22 protein-coding genes and 1 riboswitch are annotated in these 25,854 nt (G+C 40.2%); of the genes, 19 read left to right on the top strand and 3 right to left on the bottom strand.

What is annotated here, in order from left to right; translation table 11 throughout:
* Nucleotides 1–134 precede the first annotated feature (134 nt).
* The 16 genes from DXB73_RS02265 (at nt 135) to DXB73_RS02175 (ending at nt 19,550) form a co-directional block, all read left to right on the top strand.
* Nucleotides 135–647, top strand: coding sequence for an accessory gene regulator B family protein (locus tag DXB73_RS02265; RefSeq protein WP_182448317.1), 513 nt, complete (start codon nt 135–137; stop codon nt 645–647).
* Nucleotides 648–819: 172 nt separating this feature from the next.
* Nucleotides 820–1,467 carry a hypothetical protein gene (locus tag DXB73_RS02260; protein WP_118690010.1) on the top strand — a complete coding sequence of 216 codons (648 nt, stop codon included), beginning with the start codon at nt 820–822 and terminating at the stop codon, nt 1,465–1,467.
* A gap of 1,053 nt (nt 1,468–2,520) precedes the next feature.
* Nucleotides 2,521–2,937 (top strand): tetratricopeptide repeat protein, encoded by a 417-nt coding sequence (locus DXB73_RS02245; RefSeq protein WP_118690008.1) that lies wholly within the window; start codon nt 2,521–2,523, stop codon nt 2,935–2,937.
* A 258-nt stretch (nt 2,938–3,195) separates the two neighbouring features.
* On the top strand, nt 3,196–3,609 hold the full coding sequence (locus DXB73_RS02240; RefSeq protein WP_118690007.1) for a hypothetical protein: 414 nt from the start codon (nt 3,196–3,198) through the stop codon (nt 3,607–3,609).
* A 572-nt stretch (nt 3,610–4,181) separates the two neighbouring features.
* Nucleotides 4,182–4,517 (top strand): helix-turn-helix transcriptional regulator, encoded by a 336-nt coding sequence (locus DXB73_RS02235; protein ID WP_147354481.1) that lies wholly within the window; start codon nt 4,182–4,184, stop codon nt 4,515–4,517.
* A 163-nt stretch (nt 4,518–4,680) separates the two neighbouring features.
* Nucleotides 4,681–5,571 (top strand): Abi family protein, encoded by an 891-nt coding sequence (locus DXB73_RS02230; protein WP_243104084.1) that lies wholly within the window; start codon nt 4,681–4,683, stop codon nt 5,569–5,571.
* Nucleotides 5,572–6,022: 451 nt separating this feature from the next.
* Nucleotides 6,023–6,988 carry a carbohydrate kinase gene (locus DXB73_RS02225; RefSeq protein WP_118690004.1) on the top strand — a complete coding sequence of 322 codons (966 nt, stop codon included), beginning with the start codon at nt 6,023–6,025 and terminating at the stop codon, nt 6,986–6,988.
* Between the two features lie 74 nt (nt 6,989–7,062).
* Complete coding sequence (locus DXB73_RS02220; RefSeq protein WP_118690003.1) at nt 7,063–8,934, top strand: ABC transporter ATP-binding protein; 1,872 nt, start codon at nt 7,063–7,065, stop codon at nt 8,932–8,934.
* Nucleotides 8,927–10,795 (top strand): ABC transporter ATP-binding protein, encoded by a 1,869-nt coding sequence (locus DXB73_RS02215; protein WP_182448318.1) that lies wholly within the window; start codon nt 8,927–8,929, stop codon nt 10,793–10,795. The genes DXB73_RS02220 and DXB73_RS02215 overlap by 8 nt, the downstream gene beginning before the upstream one ends.
* A gap of 105 nt (nt 10,796–10,900) precedes the next feature.
* Nucleotides 10,901–11,098: a hypothetical protein gene (locus DXB73_RS02210; protein ID WP_347559541.1), complete on the top strand. Its 198-nt coding sequence runs from the start codon at nt 10,901–10,903 to the stop codon at nt 11,096–11,098.
* 406 nt (nt 11,099–11,504) lie between these two features.
* Nucleotides 11,505–13,652 carry a cellulase family glycosylhydrolase gene (locus DXB73_RS02205; protein WP_118690001.1) on the top strand — a complete coding sequence of 716 codons (2,148 nt, stop codon included), beginning with the start codon at nt 11,505–11,507 and terminating at the stop codon, nt 13,650–13,652.
* A 933-nt stretch (nt 13,653–14,585) separates the two neighbouring features.
* The gene (locus DXB73_RS02195) at nt 14,586–14,939 is read left to right on the top strand and encodes a site-specific integrase (protein WP_118689999.1); all 354 of its coding nucleotides are present in this window, start codon (nt 14,586–14,588) and stop codon (nt 14,937–14,939) included.
* Between the two features lie 180 nt (nt 14,940–15,119).
* The gene (locus DXB73_RS02190) at nt 15,120–15,938 is read left to right on the top strand and encodes an Rpn family recombination-promoting nuclease/putative transposase (protein ID WP_118689998.1); all 819 of its coding nucleotides are present in this window, start codon (nt 15,120–15,122) and stop codon (nt 15,936–15,938) included.
* Between the two features lie 22 nt (nt 15,939–15,960).
* On the top strand, nt 15,961–16,449 hold the full coding sequence (locus DXB73_RS02185; RefSeq protein WP_118689997.1) for an HD domain-containing protein: 489 nt from the start codon (nt 15,961–15,963) through the stop codon (nt 16,447–16,449).
* Between the two features lie 113 nt (nt 16,450–16,562).
* Nucleotides 16,563–17,153: an HD domain-containing protein gene (locus DXB73_RS02180; RefSeq protein WP_118689996.1), complete on the top strand. Its 591-nt coding sequence runs from the start codon at nt 16,563–16,565 to the stop codon at nt 17,151–17,153.
* A 183-nt stretch (nt 17,154–17,336) separates the two neighbouring features.
* Nucleotides 17,337–19,550, top strand: a complete 2,214-nt coding sequence (locus tag DXB73_RS02175; RefSeq protein ID WP_118689995.1) for an alpha-galactosidase — start codon at nt 17,337–17,339, stop codon at nt 19,548–19,550.
* A gap of 67 nt (nt 19,551–19,617) precedes the next feature.
* Here the strand turns inward: DXB73_RS02175 and DXB73_RS02170 are convergent, their stop codons facing one another.
* The 3 genes from DXB73_RS02170 to DXB73_RS02160 form a co-directional block, all read right to left on the bottom strand.
* Complete coding sequence (locus DXB73_RS02170) at nt 19,618–19,872, bottom strand: TIGR03905 family TSCPD domain-containing protein (RefSeq protein ID WP_022024877.1); 255 nt, start codon at nt 19,870–19,872, stop codon at nt 19,618–19,620.
* A gap of 113 nt (nt 19,873–19,985) precedes the next feature.
* Nucleotides 19,986–20,747 carry an NAD-dependent protein deacylase gene (locus DXB73_RS02165; protein ID WP_118689994.1) on the bottom strand — a complete coding sequence of 254 codons (762 nt, stop codon included), beginning with the start codon at nt 20,745–20,747 and terminating at the stop codon, nt 19,986–19,988.
* Nucleotides 20,748–21,359: 612 nt separating this feature from the next.
* Entirely contained in the window at nt 21,360–22,559 is a 1,200-nt protein-coding gene (locus tag DXB73_RS02160; RefSeq protein WP_118689993.1) for a serine hydrolase, read from the bottom strand.
* 158 nt (nt 22,560–22,717) lie between these two features.
* Between DXB73_RS02160 and DXB73_RS02155 the strand changes: the two genes are divergently transcribed.
* The 3 genes from DXB73_RS02155 (at nt 22,718) to DXB73_RS02145 (ending at nt 25,845) form a co-directional block, all read left to right on the top strand.
* Nucleotides 22,718–23,134, top strand: a complete 417-nt coding sequence (locus tag DXB73_RS02155) for a hypothetical protein (RefSeq protein ID WP_182434242.1) — start codon at nt 22,718–22,720, stop codon at nt 23,132–23,134.
* 213 nt (nt 23,135–23,347) lie between these two features.
* Nucleotides 23,348–23,443, top strand: a riboswitch (SAM riboswitch).
* Between the two features lie 116 nt (nt 23,444–23,559).
* A complete protein-coding gene (gene metK / locus DXB73_RS02150; protein ID WP_118689992.1) occupies nt 23,560–24,756 on the top strand; it encodes a methionine adenosyltransferase in 1,197 nt (398 codons plus the stop codon).
* A gap of 111 nt (nt 24,757–24,867) precedes the next feature.
* The gene (locus DXB73_RS02145) at nt 24,868–25,845 is read left to right on the top strand and encodes a glycosyltransferase (protein WP_118690047.1); all 978 of its coding nucleotides are present in this window, start codon (nt 24,868–24,870) and stop codon (nt 25,843–25,845) included.
* The last annotated feature ends 9 nt before the right edge of the window (nt 25,846–25,854 follow it).

Raw genomic sequence — 25,854 nt, 5'->3', positions numbered from 1 at the left:
CCTTGTTTTTTTCTTGCAAAAAAAGTAAATATGAAAAATCACAGTCAAATTTGGGTACTTTTAGTCGAATTTTGCTATTGCTGTTGAATTTAAGCAGGAAATTATGGTATATGGAAGACGAGGAGAACCTGGCTATGATAGTTAAATTTGTAAAATATCTTATTGGCAAAGATGTTTTGGGTAAACAATACGAAGAAGATTCTATATATGGGCTGACAATTATGCTGGAAAAGATAGTAGCATATGTTGTTTTGTTTTGTATTGCCTTTATAGTAAGAAAACCAATAGATGGAATCATCTTTACTGTTTCCTTTATGGCTATAAGGCAGACTACAGGTGGTTTTCATGCAAAAAGTTTTTGGGGATGTCTGACAGGATCAGTATTAACATTATTAATGGCATTAGAAATAATTGCTCCGTTAATAGAAAAGTATGAAATGGTAAAAGGGATTATATTTATTCTGTCAACAGTTTGTATATGGTGTTTTGCTCCCGTGAATCATCCGAATCTGGCTTTGTCAAAATGCGAACAGCAGGAGTATAAAATGTGGAGCAGAAAGGTATTGGGGATGGAATTTGGAGTAATTGTAATTGCGTATTTGTTACATATGCGATGGCAACAGTACATGATGCTTGGGTTACTTTAATAAGGGAGTAGTTAGTCCATATATATATAGCGGAACAAATTTATATAAAAAGGGCAAATTTGTTTCGGATGGAAGTTATAATGCTTCGGTGACAGATAAGCAACCTGGTGTTTATATCCTAATTAAAAAAATAATTTAGTATTATATTGTAGTAGATTGGAGATTATGATTGATGATTAAATTTCAAAAAAAAATTAAAATATTGTTATACTTTTTGTTTTGTGTATTATTTTTAAGTGCGTGTGGTAAAAAAAATCAAGAGACTATACCATCTAATTTAGTAGAGAAAAGCAATTTAAACTCATTTTTTTTAGAAAATAAATTTAAATTAGTAAAATTTAAAGGACGTTTTTCATCTGAGGATGGAGATATTATAGAAAGGGATGTATCAATTCAAATTGAGAAAATAGTTGAATTAAAATCAGGAATTATATATAAATTGAAAATTCAACCAATTAGAGGTGTTTCAGAAGAACGATTACTTTTGGGATTGTTTTATATACAAAAAGATAAAATCTATAAAATTGAACCTACAGAAGAAAATATAGAAATTATCAGAAAAGAGAATAAAATTCCTACAGAAAGTAATATTGTTTGTCAGGAAGGAGAAATAAAAGATAATTTGAAACAAGAACAAAAAGGTTATCACCAATATCTGTTAGTAAAAGAAGATTTGAGGGAATATCATTCGTATAATAATATGGTTGAATCTGGATATTTTGAGACTTTTATATGGGAAAGAAATATTGGATTAAAATATTATAAAAGTGGTTATGGAGCTGAGTTTAGTTTAGTTGAATTGGAATTATTAAATGAATGATGACAAGTGAGAGTAGAGTCTTACAAAAGCACTAATGGTCCTGTGTCAAGATTTAGCACAAAATAAAATGAGAAGTTCTGCCAACTAAGCTGCTGGCAGAGAACATACCCTCTCTTACATTTTTTCAAAGTCATTAGGAGACATATAGTCGCAGTGACTGTGAATCCTAACGGTATTATAAAAGGTTTCGATATACTCGAATACAAGCCTATAGGCGTGTTTGTAGTTAATAATATTGAATCTGTTAAGCCATTCTCTTTTGATTAAGGAATGAAAAGATTCGATGCAGGCATTATCGTAAGGATAACCACTATGGGAATAGCTTCGCTGCATCTTTTCTGTGACCTCACGCCACGCATTTGAAACATACTGGCTGCCACGATCTGAATGGATAATAAGCGGTAAATCAGTATTACGACAGGCTTTTGCCTTATTGATTGTTTCGACAACTGTAGATACTTCCATAGTGTCTGCAAGAGTCCAGGCAATGATTTTGCGGGCGTATAAGTCCATAACACAGTTAAGGTATACAAAAAATAACAACAACAAAGGGAAAAACTTGTTTTAAGGCAAGTGACGGTAAATGGTATGATTTATCAAAGGTAGATATGGCCCATAAAGTAGATGCAGTATCATGGTGGAATTCAGTAGGAAGAAAGTATGGTGCTAAGTCGAAGGAAGTGCGAAAATTTATGTTAAATCCAGATAATTACTATTTAGAGCATTATAGTATTAATCGTTCGCAAGGACCTAAATTAAAGCAAACCTATTTACCGCCAACAAAATAATTCATATATTTTTGCTAGAAATTTTATATAATATTTTCTGTTATTGTTAATTTATTACTCCGAACATTATATAAGGATAATATATAGTACATATAATAATCGGAGTAATAATAAATCATGTGATATGTAATCTAAAAAGTTAACAGAGTAGATATGATCATAGAACAGAAAATATATATAATTTGTAAATGATTTCTTGATTATATAAGTGTGAGTGATTAAAATATATATTCAAGAATTAAATTATTAGAAGGAGATTGAGATTATGGAGTTAGATGAAAGAATATATCGAGAAATATGTGATTTAAGCCAAGAAGGGGATCAATATTTGGACGACGATAACTTTGAATTGGCAGAAAAGAAATATTTGGAGGCTCTTGATTTGATACCGAAACCTAAAACGGAATGGGAGGCAAGTACATGGTTGTATGTTGCGCTTGGGGAGGTTTATTTTTTTTCTTCTAAGTATTTAGAGGCGATTTCGTTTTTTAGTGAAGCATTGAAATGTCCGGAAGGGCTTGGAAATCCGTTGATAAATTTAAGAATGGGGCAATGTTACTATGAGTTGGGAAATTATGGTTCTGCAAAGGGTTATCTTCTGAAAGCCTATATGGTTGAAGGAAAGGAAATATTTGAAGGAGAAGATGATAAATATATTAAGTTTGTTGCTCAAATTAGATGATTGGAATTGAGAACCCATTGTAGTAAAGGTGATCTTATATGGCATGGACGGTTAGGATGTCATAATCGATAAAGAGTCTGGAGTAAGAAAGGTCGATTATAGCGAAATAAGACGATGTCTTATTAAGTGAATTCTCAATATCCACAAATTCATGAATTTAGACCAAAGGGAATGGTGTAGACTGGAAATGCTCATCTATGTGGATAAAAAAAGAGAGTTAACAAGAAAAAACAAAGATTATTATTGGAGGAACAAGTTATGGAATGCGATGAAAAGATAGGAGCAAGAATCAGACAGTTTATGGATGATTGTAATACCTTCTATGAACAGGGACAACTGAGTAAAGCAAGAGATTCACTTTTTGAAGCATGGGGTATCTTGCCTGATGAGAAATATATATATGATGAAAGTTACTGGATTGTGGCATTTATTTTGGATTTGTCTATTGAACTTCATGATATGGATGTGGCAAATCAATGGGTAGATAAAATATTAAAATGTGATTTAGAGAGACAGGATGATGGCGATCGTGAGATGTGGGTGGGAAAAGTGTTGTGTGAGTCAGGAAAAACAGATGAAGCAAAAAAATATTTTGAAATTGCATTTAAGAAATCAGAGGGAAGGTGTTTTGTAGGTGATGATGCTAAATATTTATGTGTTATTTCTGCATGAAAGACCGAAAGTGGAAAATTCAAAAACAAAGTTATTATAATAAAGAAATGGTTTAATGGCGAAAGTCAGAAATGATTCAAAAGGAAGAACTTTTCATAAAAGGGAGATATCGAAGCGAAGACGGCTTGTATAGATTAACATATTCCGATGCTTATGGCAAAAGAACTTCAGTCTATTCAAAGGATAAAAAATGGGTGTTCCAGATCGGATGTGGGCTTTCTTTGTAAACTGTGTTATTACTTGGAAGTAGACATGCGAAAATTACTTGAATACAAAAAACAGTATCATAAAAATGAATATGTAACGGAGTTTGGCACCGAATACGTTTGAATCAAACGGTTTGGTGCCCTTTTTATTGTACCCACTATGGAGCGTTTACACATAATTCTCCGAAAATTCCAAAATAATGGAAATTTCAATCCGTATAATCCCCCTTGATGAAAAATGTATCGTACGATAAATCATACGATTTCGTGCGAAACATATAGGTTGAACGACAAAGCGGCTCGAAACTATACTAAATGTAGTTACAAGTCGGGTGGAGCAAGGAGGAGAGAAAAATAAGAGGTACAGTGAGAAAAAGATTGATGGATTATCTGCAGGACAATCATATGACGGCATACCGTTTTGCAAAGAAAAGCGGAATCCCACAAAGTACGATATGGAGTATCTTGAAAAAGGAAGACTATGAGGTGCGGGAGAAAAACATTCGGAAAATATGTAAAGCAATGGGAATATCAGCAAGTGAGATCATGGAATCCGAAGAGGAAGCAAAACGAAACCTCAGAGCAGGTGAGATCCCGGTGATGCATAAGTATCGAAAGCTGGATAAAAGCGATCAGTTTCGTGTACAAGGGTATATGGATGCATTGCTGGAAAAGCAGGACGGGGAGAAGAGTACATCATGAAATCACCCAAATGACGAAAAAAATTAAAAATGGTTGATTTTTTCTGGGAAATAGCATAGAATAACAGTAACAGGACTCCCCGCACCTCTCACATATGTGATGTGTCCCATGGGGAGACATTTTTTTTAGTAGACAAGGATTGGATAATTCAAGCAAAGTGGAAATGGATTACAAACAGGATAGTCATTACGAAGAAACAGTAATGATGAAATCACCTAAAACCTATGAAGAACAGGTTAAAATCATAAAGAGAAAAGGATTTATCGTGGATGATGATGAAGCGTGCGAATCTTTTTTAAAACAGGCAAATTATTATCGTTTATCGGCATATTTTCTGCCATTTAGAAATGCAGATGGAACATATTTTGAAAATATTAATTTCAACAGAATTAAACGCATATATGAGTTTGATGGTCGTATAAGAAATTTGATATTTGAATGTATCGAGACAATAGAACTGTATTTGAGGACACAATTGTCATATTATTGTGGACATGCATACGGTGCATTGGGATACTTAAACCCGGATATATATAATGAAAGGCATAATGATGACAAATTTAAGAGGCTGCTTGACATTTGCATTGAAGAGAACAAAATGACATTAGTGGTGCAGCATCATAAGAAAAAGTATAGCGGACAATTTCCAATCTGGGTGATTATAGAGTTCTTCTCTATGGGGATGCTTTCATATCTGTATGCTGATTTGAAGTCGGTGGATCAGAAAAAAATTGCAAGAGAGCTATATCATACATCAAGTGTGTGTCTAAAAAGCTGGTTGCGCTGCTTAACGGATTTACGCAATCGCTGTGCTCATTATTCAAGAATATATTACTGGTCATTTCCAGCATTGCCTAGGATGCCGAAAAATGTGTCGTTTAATACTAACCGGAAATTGTTTTCGCAGATATTGACGCTTAAATTTTTATATCCCGATAAAAATGAGTGGGAAAGCAGAATTATGACAGAGTTAAGAGCATTGATAGAGGAGTATGGAGATGATATTTCGTTGTCACATATTGGATTTCCGGAAAACTGGGATGAAATGATATAAATATCGTTTATGGAAAAGTATACGGGGGGTGAAATAAATAATTACCGCAATAGGGAGCCGCAGCGCGGCTCTTTTTGTATTGGCAATGATACGATAAATCATACGATTTTGTGCGAAACATATCATCTAGTAAAATGGTAGATTCCTGTTTATACTTGTATTGTGTCCACAGGAAATAATCCTTTCAGACACGGACAACTGAATACGATGATTTCACTGGACGTAAAGAACAGTTACGCATTGCGCCGTGCCGCAGATGCGCCAGGATCGGTAGGACAGACATAAAGGAGATAGCTTGTCAGGTATTCTTTTGATTGATCTGTCTGATGTGAGATGCCGGGAGTCAGGCGCTTATTATTGCAGCTGAGGAGTAAATCGTGGTACAATTTCAAATATATGGATTTTTCGATTGGGAAAATAGATGGAATGAAACAGAGTACAGGAGGTAGTTGTGAAGACATTAGTAGCGATTGGAGAGGCGTTGATTGATTTTGCACCACAGCAGACGGGCAGACAGATCAAAGATACGGAAAGCTTTATGCCAAAGGTGGGAGGTGCACCGGCCAATGTATGTGGAGCATATGCAAAACTTGGTGGCAAAGCAGTTATGCTGACGCAGCTTGGAGCAGATCCGTTTGGGGATAAGATTGTGGAAGAACTTGCGCACAGCGGCATAGACACCACATATATTTCACGCACAGAGGAAGCTAACACGTCGTTGGCATTTGTGGCATTGCTGGAAAATGGAGACAGAGAATTTACGTTTTTTAGAAAACCCGGCGCAGATATGCTGTATCGACCGGAACAGGTGCCGGAAGAAGTGTTTGCAGATGCATATGCGCTTCATTTTTGCTCGGTTTCTCTAGGAGATTATCCGATGAAGCAGGCGCATAAGAAAGCGATTGAAAAGGCTTCGGCGGCTGGAGTGATGATCAGCTTTGACCCGAATCTTCGACCTCAGTTGTGGCCGGATCAGGCGCAGCTTAAGGCGGCAGTGACAGAATTCCTTCCTTGCGCGGATATTCTTAAGCTGTCAGATGAAGAGTTGTTTTTTGTCACAGGCAAAGAACATATTGAAGATGCGGTGGAAGAGCTGTTTGCTATGGGAATCTCTGTGATCTTATATACGAAAGGAAGTCAGGGTGCGGAGGTTTACACAAGAACAGCGCATGTAGCTGTGTCCGGCACTGGGAAAAAGGCAGTGGATACGACCGGAGCGGGAGACGGATTTATTGGTTCTTTCCTTAACCAACTCGCTTATGAGGGGAGAACCTTGGATGACATGAAGAAGATGACGGATAAGGAGTGGGAGTCCTATCTGATTTTTTCAAACCGTTACTGCGGAGAAAGCATTCAGAAAAAAGGAGCGCTATCTTCTTACCTTACCAGACAGGAAATGGAAATGCTTTTTGGTTGAGGATAGGGCATTGTTAAGGAAACATTAAGTTAAGGTGTTAGAATTTATTAGCAGACAAGGAGTACAGGAGTCATATGGAAAAAATTAATAAAGAATATCCGATTTTAAGTAATTGGAAGTTTGTGTTTAAGGAAATGTATGACCTAGACCACAAGTACCCTTGGTATATTGCAGTACGATCGGTAGCAGGATTTTTGGCGCCGTTTATTGCAGCGATCATACCAAGTGCGGCGATCAGTATGGTCGAAAAAAAGGCAGATTTTTTGACTTTTTTTGGAGTAATGCTGGTGTTTGTGCTGGGAAATATGATTATGGGGATCGTATCGACAAAGTATGATTTTCTGATTAAAAAGAAAAATTATAAGGTGCAGTTTCAGTCTGTTCAGAAGAAAGTGATCAGCAAAATTATGACAGTGGATTACCAAATTCTGGAGAGTGCAGAAGGAAAACGAGCAGCGGATGGCGCAAAATACAGCTACTCGGAGGAATGGAATGGCTGGAGCCGCATTATGGATATGTTTACGCCATTCGCATTTAATCTGTTGGGAATTATCGTATATACGATCATACTGATTCCAAGATGCCCCTGGGTACTGCCGGTTTTTGCGATTATGAGCATTATGAATGTGATGATTGAGAAGAAAATTGCGCAACGGGGTTATCGGAAATATAGAGAGACAATTTGGGAGACAGATTCCAGAGTGGAGTATTTTTTTCAGAGAAGTACATCTGCTACGGACGGTAAAGACATTCGTTTGTATCGCATGGAAAAGTGGTTTGTGGATGTCATGAAAACACTGGTTCAGAGACGAATGAAAGTATGGAAACGCGTGGAGATGTATTATTTTCTGCCGCATCTGTCGGACACGATCTGGTCGCTCGTGCGTGACATCATTGCGTATACGGTGTTGATAAATCAGTTTTTGGCAGGGGAATTGAATGCGACCACATTTACTTTTTATTTGGGAATTATTACCGGTTTTGCTGGCTGGCTGAATGGCGGTAATATGGGAGACGGTTTCGTTCGCGCTAACAGTGAAATGATCCGTTGCAACTGGGGCATTAACGATTACCGCAGTTTTATGGAGTTAAAGGATTCGGAGCATACAGTAGAGAAAGAGAATACGGAAAACACTTGTGCTAAAAATGGGACAGACAAAACGGAAAACGGTATTACGCTTGAGTTTAAGAATGTATGTTTTCGTTATCCCGGTGCAAAACAGGATGTGATACATAATCTGAATCTCAAGGTAAAGGCAGGCGAAAATATTGCACTGGTGGGAGTAAACGGAGCTGGCAAGACCACTTTAGTAAAGTTGTTGTGCGGTTTTTATCATCCAAATGAAGGACAGATTTTGATCGATGGCAGGGAGATTTCTGATTATTCAGAGACAGAATATCGCAAATTAGTCGGAGCAGTATTTCAAGACATGATGGTGATGGCAACTTCGGTAGCAGAAAATATCGCTTGTGAAAAACAGGAAAATATTGATGAACCAAAACTGCGAACGGCAATGCAGCTTGCAGATATTGAGGATAAGGTTCTATCTTTGCCAAAGAAGGAAAAGACAGCGGTTACCAACTTTTTGGATAAGGATGGCGTGTTGTTTTCGGGCGGAGAATTACAGCGCATATTACTAGCGAGAGCTTTATATAAGGACGCACCGCTTTTGCTGTTAGACGAGCCGACCAGTGCGTTGGATCCTCTGGCAGAGACGACGATTTACGAACAGTATCACCGGTTATCGGAAGGGAAAACAACGATTTTTATTTCTCATCGCTTGGCGAGTACCAAATTCTGCGACCGCATCATTTATTATGAAAATGGTCAGGTGAAAGAAGACGGCACGCACGATGAACTAATGAAAAAGAATGGTGCATATGCCAAGATGTTTGAAATACAAAGTCAATACTACAATGAGAAGGGTGGTGATTTCGATGAGTAAGCATGCGATCAGCAATGAAAAAGAATCTGTAGGGGCGATCATAAAGAAATTTATGCATGTCATCGGGATCAATCATCGGCTGTGCAAGTGGATTCTGCCTTGTAATCTTGGAAAAAATATAATTATGGCGGGTCTGCCTTATGTGGGCATTGTATACGGCTGCAATATCTTAAATGCATTAGTTGCACGGGAAGCGAAGGGACATATCATGAATATGGTCTACCAACTTTTGGTGATCACTTTTGCAATGACGCTCCTGTACCATATTTTGGATAAAGCAGGAAATGCGATGCGAGATAATATTCGTTACCGAATCAAGGCGGATATATCCAGTAAAGCTGCAAGCTTAGATTATCAAGATCTTGAGTCGCAGGATAGTATGCAGCTTTTGACGGCAGCGTTAGAAGGTGAAAAAGAAAGCGGTGGTATTTACTGGTTTTCGGATAAATTAGGCGTGCTGATCGGTGATGTTGCATCTATCTTTTATGCCTTTGTTGTGCTTGTCCCAATTTTGACACAGCAACAGCATTTGACCGGAAATGGTGTGATGCAGATCTTAAATTCTAAGTGGATCATATACCTTATTTTCTTGTTAAATCTGTTTTCTATGTTCCTTTTTATGTGGATATCCAAGAAGGGCAACAAAAAGCAGTATGAAATTTATGAGGAAAGTTTGGATGCGATTCGCAAGGACGATTATTTTTATCGCGAGATCCTCAGCAAATATGCGACAGGTAAGGAGATCCGTCTGTATGCCTTAAAGGATTTGCTGTTGAGGGATATGACGAAAGTGTGGGATGAAAAGTGCAATATTCAGGACAGAAAGCTAGACATTCAGGAAAAGATCCGAATCCGTTATTTGATCGTACAGGCGTTGCTTTTAGTGATTTCCTATACGGTGATCGGAGTCAGAGGCGTTAATGGGATGATCACGGGAGCGGAAGTGGTCAAGTATGTATCGGCACTAACGGCACTCGGAGGTGCTTGTCAATATATGGTAGATCATTTTGAAACGGTGTTGCTTAATATGCAGTATTTGCATCATTATTACGAATATCTGCAGTTGCCAAATCGCAAACAGACGGGTGGAAAACCTACGGCTGATCTACCTCAACAGGATTTGGTGATTACCTTTGAGGATGTAAGTTTTAAGTATCCCGGTGGTAAAAAGGATAGTTTAGAGCATGTTAATCTCACATTTCACTATGGAGAAAAAATTGCGCTGGTAGGTCCGAATGGTGCCGGAAAAACGACCTTGATCCTGTTGCTGTGTCGACTGTATGAGCCAACACACGGACGTATTTTGCTAAATGGGATCGATATTCGTGAATATGATTATGAAGAATATTTGGCAATGTTTGGTGTGGTATTTCAGGATTTCAAACTGTTCGCTATGACAGTAGCAGAAAATGTTGCTGCCAGTGAGGAGTACGATGAGCGGGAGATTGAAGAGGTTTTGGAGAAAGCAGGCATTTGGGAGCGTGTCCAGAAAATGGAACAGGGAATCCATAATCCATTGTATAATGTTGGTATTAAAGGTGTTGAAGTGTCCGGTGGTGAGGCACAGAAAATTGCTATTGCGCGCGCCTTATATAAGAAAGCACCTTTTATCATTTTGGATGAACCAACCAGTGCACTAGACCCTATGGCGGAATATGAAATTTATTCAAGTTTTGACCGACTGATTCAAGACAGAATGGCGGTATACATATCCCATAGAATGTCAAGCTGTCGTTTTTGCCAACGGATTATTGTGTTAAAAGACGGACAAGTGCAAGAGCAGGGAACGCACGAAGAATTGATAGAAAAAGACGGGATTTACGCTATGATGTGGAATGCACAGGCACAAAACTATCAATAGAAGGAGATTAGACGTATGAAAAACAATTTTCAAAAGACGATGTACGCCTGTTTTGCAGGTTATATTGTTTAGGCGATCGTCAATAATTTTGTGCCGTTGCTTTTTTTGACCTTTGAAAAAAGCTATCATATTCCACTCAGTCAGATTACGATGCTGATCACTTTTAACATTGGTATTCAGTTACTGGTGGACCTGTTATCGGCGGGATTCATTGACCGGATCGGTTATCGGGTATCCATTGTGCTGGCGCATCATTTTTCCGGTGTTGCTTGTTGTGAGTATTTTATTATTGCGGACAGTTAGGGAAAATAGGAAAGATTGAAAGAAAGCAGATTGAAGAGAGAATAGATTGAAACAGAATAGATTGAAAAGAGAATAAATAGAAATTTGTAATTTTGCACAAAGAAAACATTTTCGTAGATAGTTTCGAAAATGTTTTCTTTGTGCATTATGGCGAAAATGTGAACAAAATATGAATGAGTATTGTAAAAATTTCATAATATAGCTATAATTATCAATGTGATTATGTGCAATTCAAACAAAAAAGGTGTAAATAGGGAAACGGCGGAACAGAACTGCGCCAATTGGGAAAAGTATGTTTGGGTGAGAATGTAAATAGGGAAATTATCTGAATGGGGATCAGAAATCAAGCGTATTCCAAGGAATGGGTACAAAAGAATAAACAGTTTCAGAAAGGGAAGGTAGTTTTATGAACAAAGCAAAAAAATGGTTGGCGCATGTGTTGGCACTGGCAATGGTTATTAGTTCTATTAGCGTATTGTCATTCGGTCAGCAAACAAAATCAGAGGCAGCATCCGGATCGTTCCAGAATCTGAATCAGAGCCAGTTTGTATCTGCAATGGGAGCAGGCTGGAATCTGGGAAATCAGTTGGAAGCAGCAAATAACGGAGTACCAAGTGAAACAGCGTGGGGTAATCCGACCATTACGGAAAATCTGATTAAAGCAGTGAAAAACGCAGGATTTACATCCGTCCGCATTCCGGTATCCTATATGGGACACATTGGCTCAGACAGCAACTATACGGTTGATGCCAGCTGGTTAAACAGAGTGCAGCAAGTGGTAGATATGTGTGTAAACAATGGTTTGTATGCGATCATCAACATGCATGGTGATGGTTATACTACTTTGGATGGTGGTTGGCTGTTTTGTGGATCTTCCAATCAGACAGCGATTAAGGCAAAGTACAAGGCTGTGTGGAAACAGATTGCAACTAAGTTCAAAAATTATGATCAGCATTTAGTATTTGAGTCTATGAATGAAGAATTCGATGGAACATACGGAACACCTTCATCCACGGCATATGCAAATATTAATGCTTATAATCAGATCTTTGTAGACACAGTTCGTCAGACAGGTGGCAATAATGCAAAGCGTTGGCTCATGATTCCGGGATGGAATACCAATATTACATATACAGTTGGTAATTACGGATTTTCCCTGCCAACAGACAATTACCGAGATCGCAGCATTTCTACTCCAAGAATTATGATTTCTGTCCATTACTATGATCCATGGGATTTCTGTGGAGAGGAATCTTCTAATGTAACACAGTGGGGAGATACAGCAACAAACAGCGCAAAGACATCTTCCTGGGGTGATGAATCTGCTCTGAAATCACAGTTTTCCAGCTTGTATAACAAGTTCGTAGCAGCAGGTTACCCGGTAGTGATCGGTGAGTATGGTTCAATTGATAAGTCAGCATACGATTCTACAAGCGCTGCACAGAGAGCAGAGTTTGCGAAAAAAGTATGTACTTATGCTAAGAAGTATGGCATGGTGCCGGTCCTTTGGGATAATGGTTATACGGGCACATATGGTTTTGGCGTGATTGACAGAAGTACCTGTAAAGTAACACAGCAAAAGATTATTGATGCCATTGCATCAGTATATCCAAAGAGCAGCAATTCCAACAGCTCTAGCAGCTCCAATAGCTCCAACAGTTCCGCATCTTCTTTAGAGGGAACATACTATATTAAGAGTTCCTTCAGTGGTTTATATTTGGACGTTGCTAATGGATCAGCTTCTAACAATGCTAATGTGCAGCAGTATACGTACACAGGCACAGATCGTCAGAAATTCAAGCTGGTAAAGGATTCCGCAACAGGATATTACTATATTTATACAGGTGCCAGCGGATATTCAAAGGTAGTAGATGTTGCAGGCAAAAGTGCCGCTGATGGTGCTAATATTTTGCAATACAGTTATAAGGGTTCCAACAACCAGTTATTTGACATTCAAAAGATATCAAATGGAGCCTATGCGATTAAGACAAGAGTAACCTCCAGTGCTTCCTGCCTTGATGTATATAATTGGAGTACGGCAGCAGGTGGCAATATCGCTCAGTATTCTTACTGGGGTGGTGCCTGCCAGTTATGGATCTTAGAAAAAGCATCAGACACAAAAGGCACAGACATCAGTCTGTCAGCCAATGATCTTACTTACGGAAACTATACAAATGCCATTACATCAGGAAGTTTTACAATTGGGGCATCTTCTAGCAAAAATGTAGCGGTGCTTAATCGCAACACTACTGTAAATGGCACAAGTTACAGCAAAGTATTGCAAATGAATGGTGGTGGTAACAGCACCGGAAGATATATCAAGTTTACGGCAACGGGAGCTTGTACGGTAAAAGTTACGGCAGCATCCACATCCACATCCGCATCCAGAACATTGCGTCTGGCATCCGGTAGCGTAGGTGGAAGCACAGTAGGAAATGCTACGATCACAGGAACGCCATCTACGGTAACATACAAAATTCCTTCTGCAGGTACCTATTATCTGTATTCAACGGGAAGTGGAATTTATGTATATCAGGTTAATGTAGCATATTAATGAATTGTCACAACTAATCATCACAAATAATATAAAATGATACAAAGGGCTTTTTGATGCTAGAGATTTCAAAAAGTCCTCTGTATTTTATCTGAAAATTTAAAACAGTATTCATTTTCGTTATACAATATATTAGGCTAGGTAAAACTTCCCATACCGGGAGTTATTGACCAAACCACATATTGCTTATTATGTCGATGGTTTAATTATATTTTGCAGCTGACATATAGTGAATAATGCCATCAAAAAACTATAGCAATTGCCTTGCCGCAATTAGTTTTCATAGTGATTTCTAAATTTTGTTGTCTCTGATGTATGATTTACATGCCTTTCGGAAACTCGAAGTCTCGGAAGCAAGGTATTCATCATTTTTGAAAGGGACTTTGCGCTCGTCGTTACTTATGTCTCGTATTTCAGAGACATTAAGTAACGTGACGTAGCGCATCGTAGCGAAAGCGTCCCGTCCAAAAATGGATGATACCTTGCTAAACCGAGACATCTCATACGCTCCTTCAGGCATGTATTCATCAGAGACTTAACAAAATAAGAAATCACTATGAAAACTCTGCGTTCTTCGGCAATTGTCTTAGTTTTTTTGACGGCATGATAATTTACTTTATCGGCTGCAAAATAGTTATTATTTTACTGACATAATAAGCAATATGTGGTTGTGTGAAATAATGAGGTATGGGAAGTTTGAATTAGGCTAAGTTGAATGGTCTAATATAAGGATTAAGGTGTCAAAAGGCCTGAATTTCCCTGACGGGCTATTTTCTCGAATCTTTGACCACAATATCTATCAACGATGCGCCGCATCGCCTCAAGATATTGTAGCGCAAATCTTCAAAAAAATATCTCCGTCATGAAAATGGACTTTTAACACTTTAATCCTATAAGAAAACCGCACCAAACGGCGGAGAAAGCAGGACGAAGATGAAACAAAAGACAAAGCAAAAAGTTATCACGGAGCGGGAAATTATTCGCTTCCGTCAATGTTTATACAAAGCAGAAAAGTCCCCGAGTACGATAGATAAATATGTACGGGATGTCCGTAAATTGCAGCAATACGCGGACGGAAGGATTCTAACGAAAACGCTTATGCTGGAATATAAAAGAGATCTGGAAGTGAGCAGCACCTACAAGGCTACCAGTATTAATTCGTACATTGCAGCTATCAATCAATTTTGTCAGGCAATGCACTGGAATGATCTATGCATCAAAACGATCAAAGTGCAGAGAACAGCATTTGAGCCCGAAGAAAAAGAATTAACAATAGGAAGACAATAAAGCCGGCATCGCTGTTCTCGCTGCTGTGATCTACAGAGAAAGTAGAATATTGTGAGATATGTACATAATAATCTCATAAATATGTGAATATTGCCAATAGTAATTCTTCTTGAAAGATGACATATCATCACGTACGAAACAATATGTACAAATGCATAACAGGAAGAGGGGGAGTACACTATGGCAAGAGAAATAAAACCATACGAAGAACTGGAGCTAAAAGACGACTTTATGTTTGGATTGATCATGCACGATCCCAAATACGTAAAACCATTTTTGGAGATGATCTTGAAGATCAAGATTCGAAAGGTCGTGTATCCGCAGTCACAGAAGAGTATTGATCTGTCTGCAAATGCCAAAGCAATACGGTTAGATGTGTATGTGGAAGATGATCAGAACACAGTATTTAACCTTGAGATGCAAACATCAGATAATAGGAATCTACCGAAACGGATGCGGTATTATCAAGGCGTGATAGACCTTAACATACTGCAGAAAGGTCAGGATTATACGAAATTAAAGAAAAGTTATGTGATCTTCATCTGCACATTTGATCCGTTCGGCGAAGGCAGGCATATTTATACATTTTGCAATACCTGTCAGGAAAATACGGCATTGACATTAGATGATGACGCAGTTAAGATAATCTTAAGTACTAAGGGGACGATGGATGATGTGAGTCCCGAAATGAAACGGATTTTGGATTATATTGATGGAAAAGGTGCGTCGGATGAGTATACGAAGCAGTTAGAGGAAGCAGTGCGTTCGGCCCGCCAAAATGAGAGTTGGAGGTTGGGATATATGACGTTAGAATACGAATATCGGCAGCGTTATGAAGAGGGTTTGAAGGAAGGCGAAGAAACAGGAATAGCCAAAACCAATGAACGGTCTATTCGAAAGCTATACGAACGTGGAGAAAGTATAGCATCCATAGCAGAATTTGTAGAGCTGGATGAGGAAACAGTGAAGCGGATTATTGAAGCAATGGGATTAGAGTAAGAAAGTAGGATGAAAAATTATTATGATTAACAAGTTGCATGCTGAAATGATTAAATTGTATGCAGGAGATCCGAAAAGAATACAGCATTTTTGCAAAGTTCACAGCTATGCAAAATTAATAGCAGAACTGGAGAATGTGGATGAGAAGACTAGGTTTATTCTTGAGACAGCAGCATTAACACATGACATAGGCATTCATGTATGCGAACAAAAATATGGCGACTGCGGGGGTAAATTACAGGAACAGGAAGGTCCGGGACTGGCGCAACAATTGCTTGCCAAGTTGCGGTTCCCGGAGGATGTATCGACCAGGGTACAATATTTGATCGCACATCATCATACCTATGAGGATATGGATGGGATCGACTATCAGATTTTGGTTGAGGCAGATTTTTTGGTGAATATGTATGAAGATACATTATCACAGCAGGCAGTACAGCATGCGTATACAACGATTTTTAGAACAGAGACAGGGAAGATGATTTGTAGGGATATGTTTGCACTTACTTAAAATCGTACTTGAAGATCATGATTCGTCCTGCGGATGAATTACAGGGATAAATAACTGCTTGGGATATATGATGTTTTGACCATGCAGTATTTCAGGAAAAGGAGTAGTATGTGATGGATGAACGATTAAAAAAACAGCTTGCATTTGCATTGGAGATTGATAAGGAGAAGAATATTTTTCGGCAGACGCATCTTTCCGGACATGGAAGAAATGAAAATGATGCAGAGCATGCTTGGCATATGGCAATTATGGCGTATGTGCTTCGGGAATATTCGAATGAAAAAATCGACGTTGCAAAAGTGATGTTAATGTGTTTGATCCATGATATTGTAGAGATCGATGCAGGGGATACTTATGCGTATGATGCAGAGAATCTGAAGACACAGAAAGCAAGAGAGGATGCTGCAAAGGAGCGGATCTTTTCGCTCTTACCGGATGAACAAAAGGAAGAACTGATCGCATTGTTTGATGAGTTTGAGGCGTTTGAAACGCCGGAATCGAAGTTTGCACATGCCATGGATAATTTACAGCCGTTAATGTTAAATAACAGTAATGGTGGTGCGGATTGGAAGGAACACGAGGTTACGGCGCAGCAGGTATACGGAAGGCAGAGTAAGACGCGTCTTGGATCAGAACCATTGTTCGAAGTCGTAGATTCGATCATACAGCAAAACATTGCAAATGGTCAGATACGTGAGGATTGAGTCACATCTGGTCCAACTATTGCAAAATAAATCATCATGCTCCAAGGAGAAACCACTATTTTCGTACCAGATGCATAAAAATATCCATGACAATGGCTTATTTATCTGAGAAACAATTAACGAAATTCCTTATTTTAAGGAAAAAGACTTGACTATATAGAGAGGAAAGGTGTAAAGAATAGAATGATTATTTATGATGAGAAACAGCATATTTTCCAACTAAATACCAAGAGTACCAGTTACATGATCGGCATTACACCGGAAGGGTATTTGGGTCATATTTATTATGGGGAGCGTTTACAGCACATTGACGGTGGGTATTTGCTGCGGACGGAGGAATATCCATATACACCAGAGCGCAACAAACGCGAAAAATGCGTATTTTTGGAAAGCTTTCCGATGGAACTGCCAACCGGCGGCATTGGGAATTTTCGGGAAAGCTGCTTGGATATTCGAGATGAAAATGGATGCCTGGGAACGGAAATTCTTTACAAAGAGCATCGAATATATTCCGGCAAGACACCATTAGAGGGACTTCCGGCTTCTTTTGTCACTGCTTCACAGATGGATACGGAAGATGCCGGTACAGCAGTACAGACGTTAGAGGTAATTTGTCAGGATCGAGTCCTTGGTGTAGAAGTTGTGCTATCGTACACAGCTTTTGAGAGGGAGGATGTAATTACTCGTTCTGTGCGGGTATACAATCGGGGAGAGCAGACGCTTACCATCGAAAAAATATATAGTGCCTGTCTGGATATGGATTATGAGGAAGATTATGAGTTGCTGACTTTGCCGGGCGCATGGGCCAGAGAACGACGTATACAGCGCCGGAGAATTGGATATGGAAGACAGTCAGCGGCGTCGATCCGTGGGGAATCCGGGCATCAGGAGCATCCGTTTATTGCACTGGTCACACCGGGTACAACGCAGACCCGAGGAGATGTATATGCAATGCATTTTGTATATTCTGGCAATTTTTTGGGACAGGTGGAAGTGTCGCAGCATGACATGATACGTATGACAATGGGAATACACTCTTATGAATTTGGGTGGAAGCTGACACCGGGACAGACCTTTCAGGCACCGGAAGTAGTTCTCACCTACTCGTCGGAAGGCATTGGCAAGATGACTCGTTCCCTTCATGATTTTTACCGTGAGCATTTGATTCGCAGCCGCTACAAAAATACGGAGCGTCCGATACTGATCAACAATTGGGAAGCAACGTATTTCGATTTTACAACGGAAAAGTTATTAGATATTGCGCAGACCGCGAAAGACTGTGGCATAGAGCTATTCGTGATGGATGATGGCTGGTTTGGCAGACGCAACAATGATGAGTCTTCGCTGGGAGATTGGTATGTGAATGAGGAAAAACTTACCGGTGGTTTAAAACATTTGGTAGACAGCATTAATAAAATCGGCATGAAGTTTGGCATATGGTTTGAGCCGGAGATGATCTCTCCGGATTCGGATCTGTTTCGCGCACATCCGGACTGGATGATCCAAATACCGGGACGTGAGCCGACTCTTAGCCGGGCGCAGGGCGTGTTGGATCTATCGAATCCGGAAGTTGAGGAATATGCTTATGAATCGGTGGCACGTATTTTGCGCAGTGCACCGATCATGTACGTAAAATGGGACATGAACCGCCAACTGTCTGATCTTGGAAGTGCATATTTGGGCAAAGAGCATGGTCAGGAATTACTTCATCGGTATGTGTTAGCAGTATACCGCATGCAGGAGCGGCTGATTACGGAATTTCCGGATCTGTTGTTGGAAAATTGTTCCGGAGGCGGTGGGAGATTTGATCCGGGAATGCTATATTACAGTCCGCAGATCTGGTGCTCTGATGACACAGATGCCGTGGAGCGTTTAGGTATTCAGGAGGGAACAGCGTTAATTTATCCATTATCCACGATAGGGGCACATGTTAGCGTCTGCCCAAATCATACGGTAGGACGCAATACTCCGTTTGTGACTCGTGGACATGTCGCATTGGCGGGAACATTTGGTTATGAGCTTGATGTGACAAAGTTATCAGAGGAAGAAAAGGCGTTGATCCGTGAGCAGACAGAGATGTATCATACCTACCAGTTATTGATCCGAAACGGGGATTACTATAGACTCGCATCGTATGCAGAAAATCATTACTATGATGCTTATATGGTTGTGTCAAAAGATCAGAAAGAGGCTTTAATGACATTTGTACAGGTGCTCGCGGAACCGAACCGCCGAAGCCGTAAGGTGCATTTACAGGGACTGGATCCGGAAGCGGTTTATTATTGTGATGTGACGCAAAGGGAATATACCGGTGAAATATTAATGAAAGGCGGCCTGTTGATCGGTGATCTCTGGGGAGATGCCGTAAGCCGCCTGTACCATTTTGAGAAAAGATAGAAACAATATGTGATTCATAAATGAAACGCATAGCTTCTAAACAAGTGTGAATAAATAGTTTAGTGAATTATTGTACTGTGTCGAGTGCTTCCAACAGTGCGGTTGCAAGCTGGTCCGAGCAGGATGTGCTTTTGAAACCGCACGTGATGCCCTTGACTTTATCTACGACCTGTTCTACGGTTAGACCGTCAACCAAAGAGCTGATCGCCTTTAGGTTACCGTTACAGCCACCGACAAATTGTACGTTATGAACAATATCACCATCCAGATCAAATTCAATTTCACTGGAACAAGTTCCTTTTGTAGTATAAGAATAATGCATAGTCATCAATCCTTTCTTTCTTATTAGTAATTAGTCTTTTTATCAAACTCGCCAAAGCGTTCACATAGCGACCAGTCATCTGCCAGGTATAGATACCGGCATCTGACTGATAGCTATGTGCAATTTTGCCTTCGCGCACATTGAACTTCAATCTGGGAAAAGACTTCCCCAAGTCCACATTGTAACAAAAGATCTGCATCTGCATCCATCGGGGTGGCAGATTTATTGATCAATACCAAATGGTTTCCATGGAAATAATGCAGTAGTCCGGCGGCCGGATATACAGCGAGAGAAGTGCCGCCGATGATCATGAGATCGGATTCGCTGATCGCTTTGACAGCACCGGTTACTGTTGCATCATTTAATCCCTCTTCGTATAATACAACATCCGGCTTGATAATACCACCACATTCACAAGTCGGAATGCCTGTGCTTTCAGTAATACAGTGAATATCATAAAATGTATGGCATTTGGTGCAGTAATTGCGGTGCACGGATCCATGGAGTTCGTATACCGTTTTGCTGCCAGCTGCTTGATGAAGCCCATCAATATTTTGAGTCACAACAGCAGTAAGTTTGCCTTTTTGTTCCATTTCTGCCAATTTCAGATGAGTGATATTTGGCTTGGCGTCCAGACAGATCATCTTATCGCGGTAAAAGTCATAGAACGCTTTTGTATTTCGCATAAAAAACGTATGGCTGAGAATGGTTTCCGGTGGATAATCATATTTTTGATGATACAAACCATCTACACTGCGAAAATCCGGGATGCCGCTTTCGGTTGAGACTCCGGCACCGCCAAAAAACACAATACGTTTACTTTCATTGACCCAGCTTTGAAGCTGATCAATGCCTTCTGCCTGTGAAGTATTCATATACTGCTCACCTAACCTTTCTTTCCATTGCTTTACGATATATCATTTACTCAAACTGCCCATACCTCCAACCTCCACAACCACATATTGCTTATTATGTCGGCAATAAATAAGATATTTTGCAGCCGATAAACTAAATTGTTCTGTCATTCGAGAACTAAGATAATTGCCGCAGAACGCAATGTTTTTATGTGATTTCTTATTTTGTTAGGTCTCTGATGAATACATGCCTAGAGGAGTGTTTGAGACGTCCCGGTTTAGCAAGATATCATCCATTTTTGGACGGGACGCTTTCGCTACGATGCGCTACGTCACGTTACTTAATGTCTCTGAGATACGAGACATAAGTAACGACGAGCGCAAAGTCCCTATCAAAAATGATGATTACCTTGCTGCCGGGACATCGAGTTCTCCGTAAGGCATGTAAATCATACATCAGAGACAACAAAATTTAGAAATCACTGAAAAACCAAAATGCGGCAAGGCAATTACTATAGTTCTCGGATGGCAGAAACCACTCTTTGGTGGCTGCAAAATGCAATATGTTCTTGACATAATAAGCAATCTGTGGTTCGGACAATAACTTCCGGTATGGGAAGTTTGAGTGAATTGCTAATCTTCTAATGCGGCATATACAATATCGCGGATAACTTGTACATCCCGGTAACCGTTACCACCACATTTGTTGATCACATAAATGATCGCCAGATCCTCAGCCGGATCCATACTTACATAGCTGCCTAACCAGCCGTCCCATCCAAATTCGCCATTAGATCCAATGCTTTCGGAAAGTTCTGTATGGATCATACAACGCATCAGATTGCCATAGCCATAACCTTTTAATGATTCCCAGTCAAAGCTTACCAGCTGTTTTTCATTAAGATGATTCTGTGTCATCCATTCTACTGTTTTGCGTCCCAAAATGCGGATACCCTGATACGTTCCTTTGTTTAACATCATCTGTGCAAATTTGGCGTAATCGCTCAAGGTAGATACCAAACCTGCGCCACCGGATTCAAAAGATGGCTGTTTTAGATGCATATGAGACAGACATAAATGCTGCCAGGTGCATGGATCTAACGTTTGAGTTTCCGGCATATATTGATAGAACTGCATAAAACGACCCTGCTTTTGCTCTGGGACATAGAAATCAGTGTCTGTCATGCCGAGCGGATCAAAAATAGTTTCTTTTAGATACGTAATGTAGCGTTTGCCGGATACGACTTCCACGATGGCGCCGAGAACGTCTGCGCAAAAACCGTATAACCAGCGCTCGCCTGGCTGGAATGCCAGAGGCTGTTGACCGATGATATTTGCCAATTCATAGGTAGAAGGAGTCGGTTCGCCTTTGGCGATCTTATCATAGAAATCTGCTTGGATCTTGTCCATAATAGCACCGGCAGGAAAAGATGCATCCGGGTAGACTACACCGGCAGTCATATCCAACAGATCTTGGATAGTGACTTCGCGGTTCGCCGGAACAAGTCCCTGATCGGTATATACTTTTTGATCTTTAAACCCCGGTAAATACTTGCTAGCCGGGTCGGATAGTGCTAATGCACCCTTTTCTACCAAAGTCATCACAGCAACAGAAGTGATCGGCTTTGTCATAGAATAACAGCGGAAGATCGTATCTGGTTTCATTGGATGGTGCTTTTCCTTGTCTGCTTCGCCGTATTCTTTGCGGTATACTTCCTCGCCGCGATGGAGTATACAGATGGATGCGCCGACATTACAGTCAGGATCTTCACTGTGTCCGATCAATGTTGATGTGATCGCAGCATCCAGTCGTTTTAAGATGGTTTGGTTCATATATCAAAATCCTCGCTTTCTGCTTAAGTATTCTCTTGTTATGTTAGCACAATACCTGATAAAAACCAATCATTATCAACAAGAATAAAATTTTAAAAAAAATACATACTATGTTTGAGAATAGCAGAACATATGGCAAAGGAAGGAGAATAGCAGATATGAATCCGGCACAGGCATATACGATCATGTTTTTTACAGGAGGATTTTTATATTGCGCATTAGAAATATTAATGCGGGGTTATTCTCATATATCAATGCTGCTAGCTGGTGGAATTTGTTTTGTGTTAGTCGGTGCTGTGCAAAATCTACTGGGTGGACAGGCATCACTGGTGGGGCAGATGCTTTTGTGCAGTCTTATGATCACGGTGGTGGAATTTGTTGTCGGCATGATCGTGAATCGTTATCTGCATCTGGCGGTATGGGATTATTCCGGACAGCAGTACAATTTTCGGGGGCAGATCTGTCTTTTATATTGTAATTTATGGTTCTGGTTGTCGGGTCCTGTTATCGTACTCCATGATTTAATGGAACATTTCTTATTAAATGTACCGATGCAGCACTATAAAATTTTTTAGTATGTATGTCCGCTTGCTGCTGAGGAGATATGTTTGGATCTTCTGAACGGATATTGTTTTGAGACATTTTCCTTTGTGGTATATTGGACATTATCATAAATGGTTCATAATTTTGGCGAATAGTCTCGTTTGGGTATTGACGAAATGCGTCGAAAGGTATAATATAAAAGTTGCGTGTTATTACACGGTATAAGAAAATAGTTCACAAAACAACTCTTATTTAGAGTGGCGGAGAGTGAAGGCTCTGTGAAACCACGGCAACCCCTGACAGGAAGGTGCCAATCTCAGCGAGAAATCGAGCAATAAGAGGGTTTGAGATCAAGTTGAAATCAAGTCCATCTGTCGTCGGTTTAGGTGGGCTTTTTCTTTTTGGAAATATTCGTAGATAGACCGTACAGAAATGGTACGGCAGAATGGAGGAAATTATGGAGAAACGTTTGTTTACATCGGAATCGGTTACGGAAGGACATCCGGACAAAATATGTGATAACATTTCCGATGCTGTATTGGATGCATTGATGGAGCAGGATCCGATGAGCCGTGTTGCTTGCGAGACAGTCATTACGACAGATTATGTGATGATCATGGGCGAGATCAGCACGAGAGCTAAGGTTGATTATGAGAAGATTGCGCGTGAGACGATCCGTGAGATTGGTTATGACGATGACGCCAAAGGATTCAACTGTGATACCTGTAAGGTAAAGGTGTTGTTAGATCAGCAGTCTGCAGATATAGCTATGGGTGTTGATAAGGCTTTTGAGGCAAAGAACGGTGAAATGGATATGTCTGATGCACAGATTGAAGCAATCGGTGCAGGAGATCAGGGAATGATGTTTGGCTATGCAACCAACGAGACGGAGGATTGCATGCCATATGCGATTTCTTTGGCACATCAGTTGACACGCCAGTTGACAGAGATGCGTAAGAATGGAACACTTTCTTATCTTCGACCGGATGGCAAAAGTCAGGTGACAGTAGAGTATGATGAAGCCGGTAAGCCGATACATATCAGTGCTGTGGTTATTTCGAGTCAACATGCAGAGGATGTATCACAGGAGCAGATCCATGAAGATATTCGTAAGTATGTGATCGATCCGATCCTCCCGGCAGAATTAGTAAGTGAAGATACGAAATATTTTATCAATCCAACCGGCAGATTCGTGATCGGCGGACCGAATGGTGACAGCGGATTGACTGGTCGTAAGATCATCGTAGATACGTATGGCGGATATGCACGTCACGGTGGCGGAGCTTTTTCGGGAAAAGACTGCACAAAGGTAGATCGTTCGGCTGCATATGCAGCACGTTACGTTGCCAAAAATATCGTAGCGGCAGGTCTTGCAGACCGTTGTGAGATTCAGCTTTCCTATGCGATCGGTGTTGCACAGCCGACTTCTGTTATGGTAGATACGTTTGGTACCGGCAAATTATCCGACAGCCGTTTGGTTGAGATCATCCGTGATAACTTTGATCTTCGTCCGGCTGGTATAATCAAGATGCTCGATCTGCGCAGACCGATCTATCGCCAAACTGCGGCATATGGACATTTTGGAAGAAACACCTTAAACCTTCCATGGGAGCAGACAGACAAGGTTGCCATCTTGAAACAATATTTGGTATAATACTGCCAAGGGTCATGGAGAAGCGAGGTGTGATTTCTCTTACACTGCTATGCAGGAAAATGATCCGTGGTATCTATGAAAGAAACAAAGACACAATACAGGGGGTATATCATGACGAGCAAACCAATTTTATACATTGTAATTCCTTGTTACAATGAAGAAAAAGTATTACCGGAAACAGAACCATTATTTTTGCAGACGCTGCGTGGCATGATCTCAGAGGGGAAGATTGCAGAAGAGAGCCGTGTCATGTTTGTAAATGATGGAAGCAAAGATGCTACTTGGGAATTGATCAGCAAGTTTGCGGAGGAAGAAGAGCAGATCGAGGGTTTATGTTTGTCACGTAATCGTGGACATCAGAATGCTCTTTTTGCAGGATTGATGACAGCAAAACAATATGCAGATATTACAATATCGATCGACTGTGACGGTCAGGATGATATGACAGCGATGACGCGGATGGTGGACGAGTATTTGGGAGGATCACAGATCGTCTATGGTGTGCGTTCCGAGAGAAAGACAGATACGGTATTCAAGCGTGCTACGGCACAGGGCTTTTATAAAGTTATGGCGGCGATGGGCGCAGATGTTGTATACAATCATGCAGATTACCGTTTGATGAGTAAAGAAGCACTGGAAGGATTAGCACAGTTCAAAGAGGTTAATCTGTTCTTACGTGGAATGGCACCGTTAGTAGGTTTTCGCTATTCCTGCGTTTACTATGAACGTGCTGAGAGAATTGCCGGAGAGAGCCATTATCCATTGAAAAAAATGCTTTCGTTTGCGTTTGATGGTATTACCAGCTTTTCTGTCAAACCAATCAGTATGATCACCAGTATGGGATTTATTGTTTGCGTGATCAGTTTGATCGCTATTGTTGCAACGATCATTGAAAAGATATGCGGAATGACTGTTGGTGGATGGTCAAGTCTTTTGTGCTGTATTTTATTTTTGGGCGGTGTGCAGTTGCTTAGTTTGGGCGTTATTGGAGAGTACATTGGTAAGATTTACATGGAAACCAAGGAACGGCCACGATTTATCATTAGCGAGAGTACCGGGGATATTACACCGGCGAAGGATCGCAGATAGAAAGTGAAT

It is taken from the genome of Clostridium sp. OM05-6BH (assembly GCF_003481635.1).
Classification (GTDB): Bacteria; Bacillota; Clostridia; order Lachnospirales; family Lachnospiraceae; genus Butyribacter.
The sequence above is the reverse complement of the archived record's forward strand: the minus strand, read 5'-3'. Positions and strand labels throughout refer to the sequence as shown.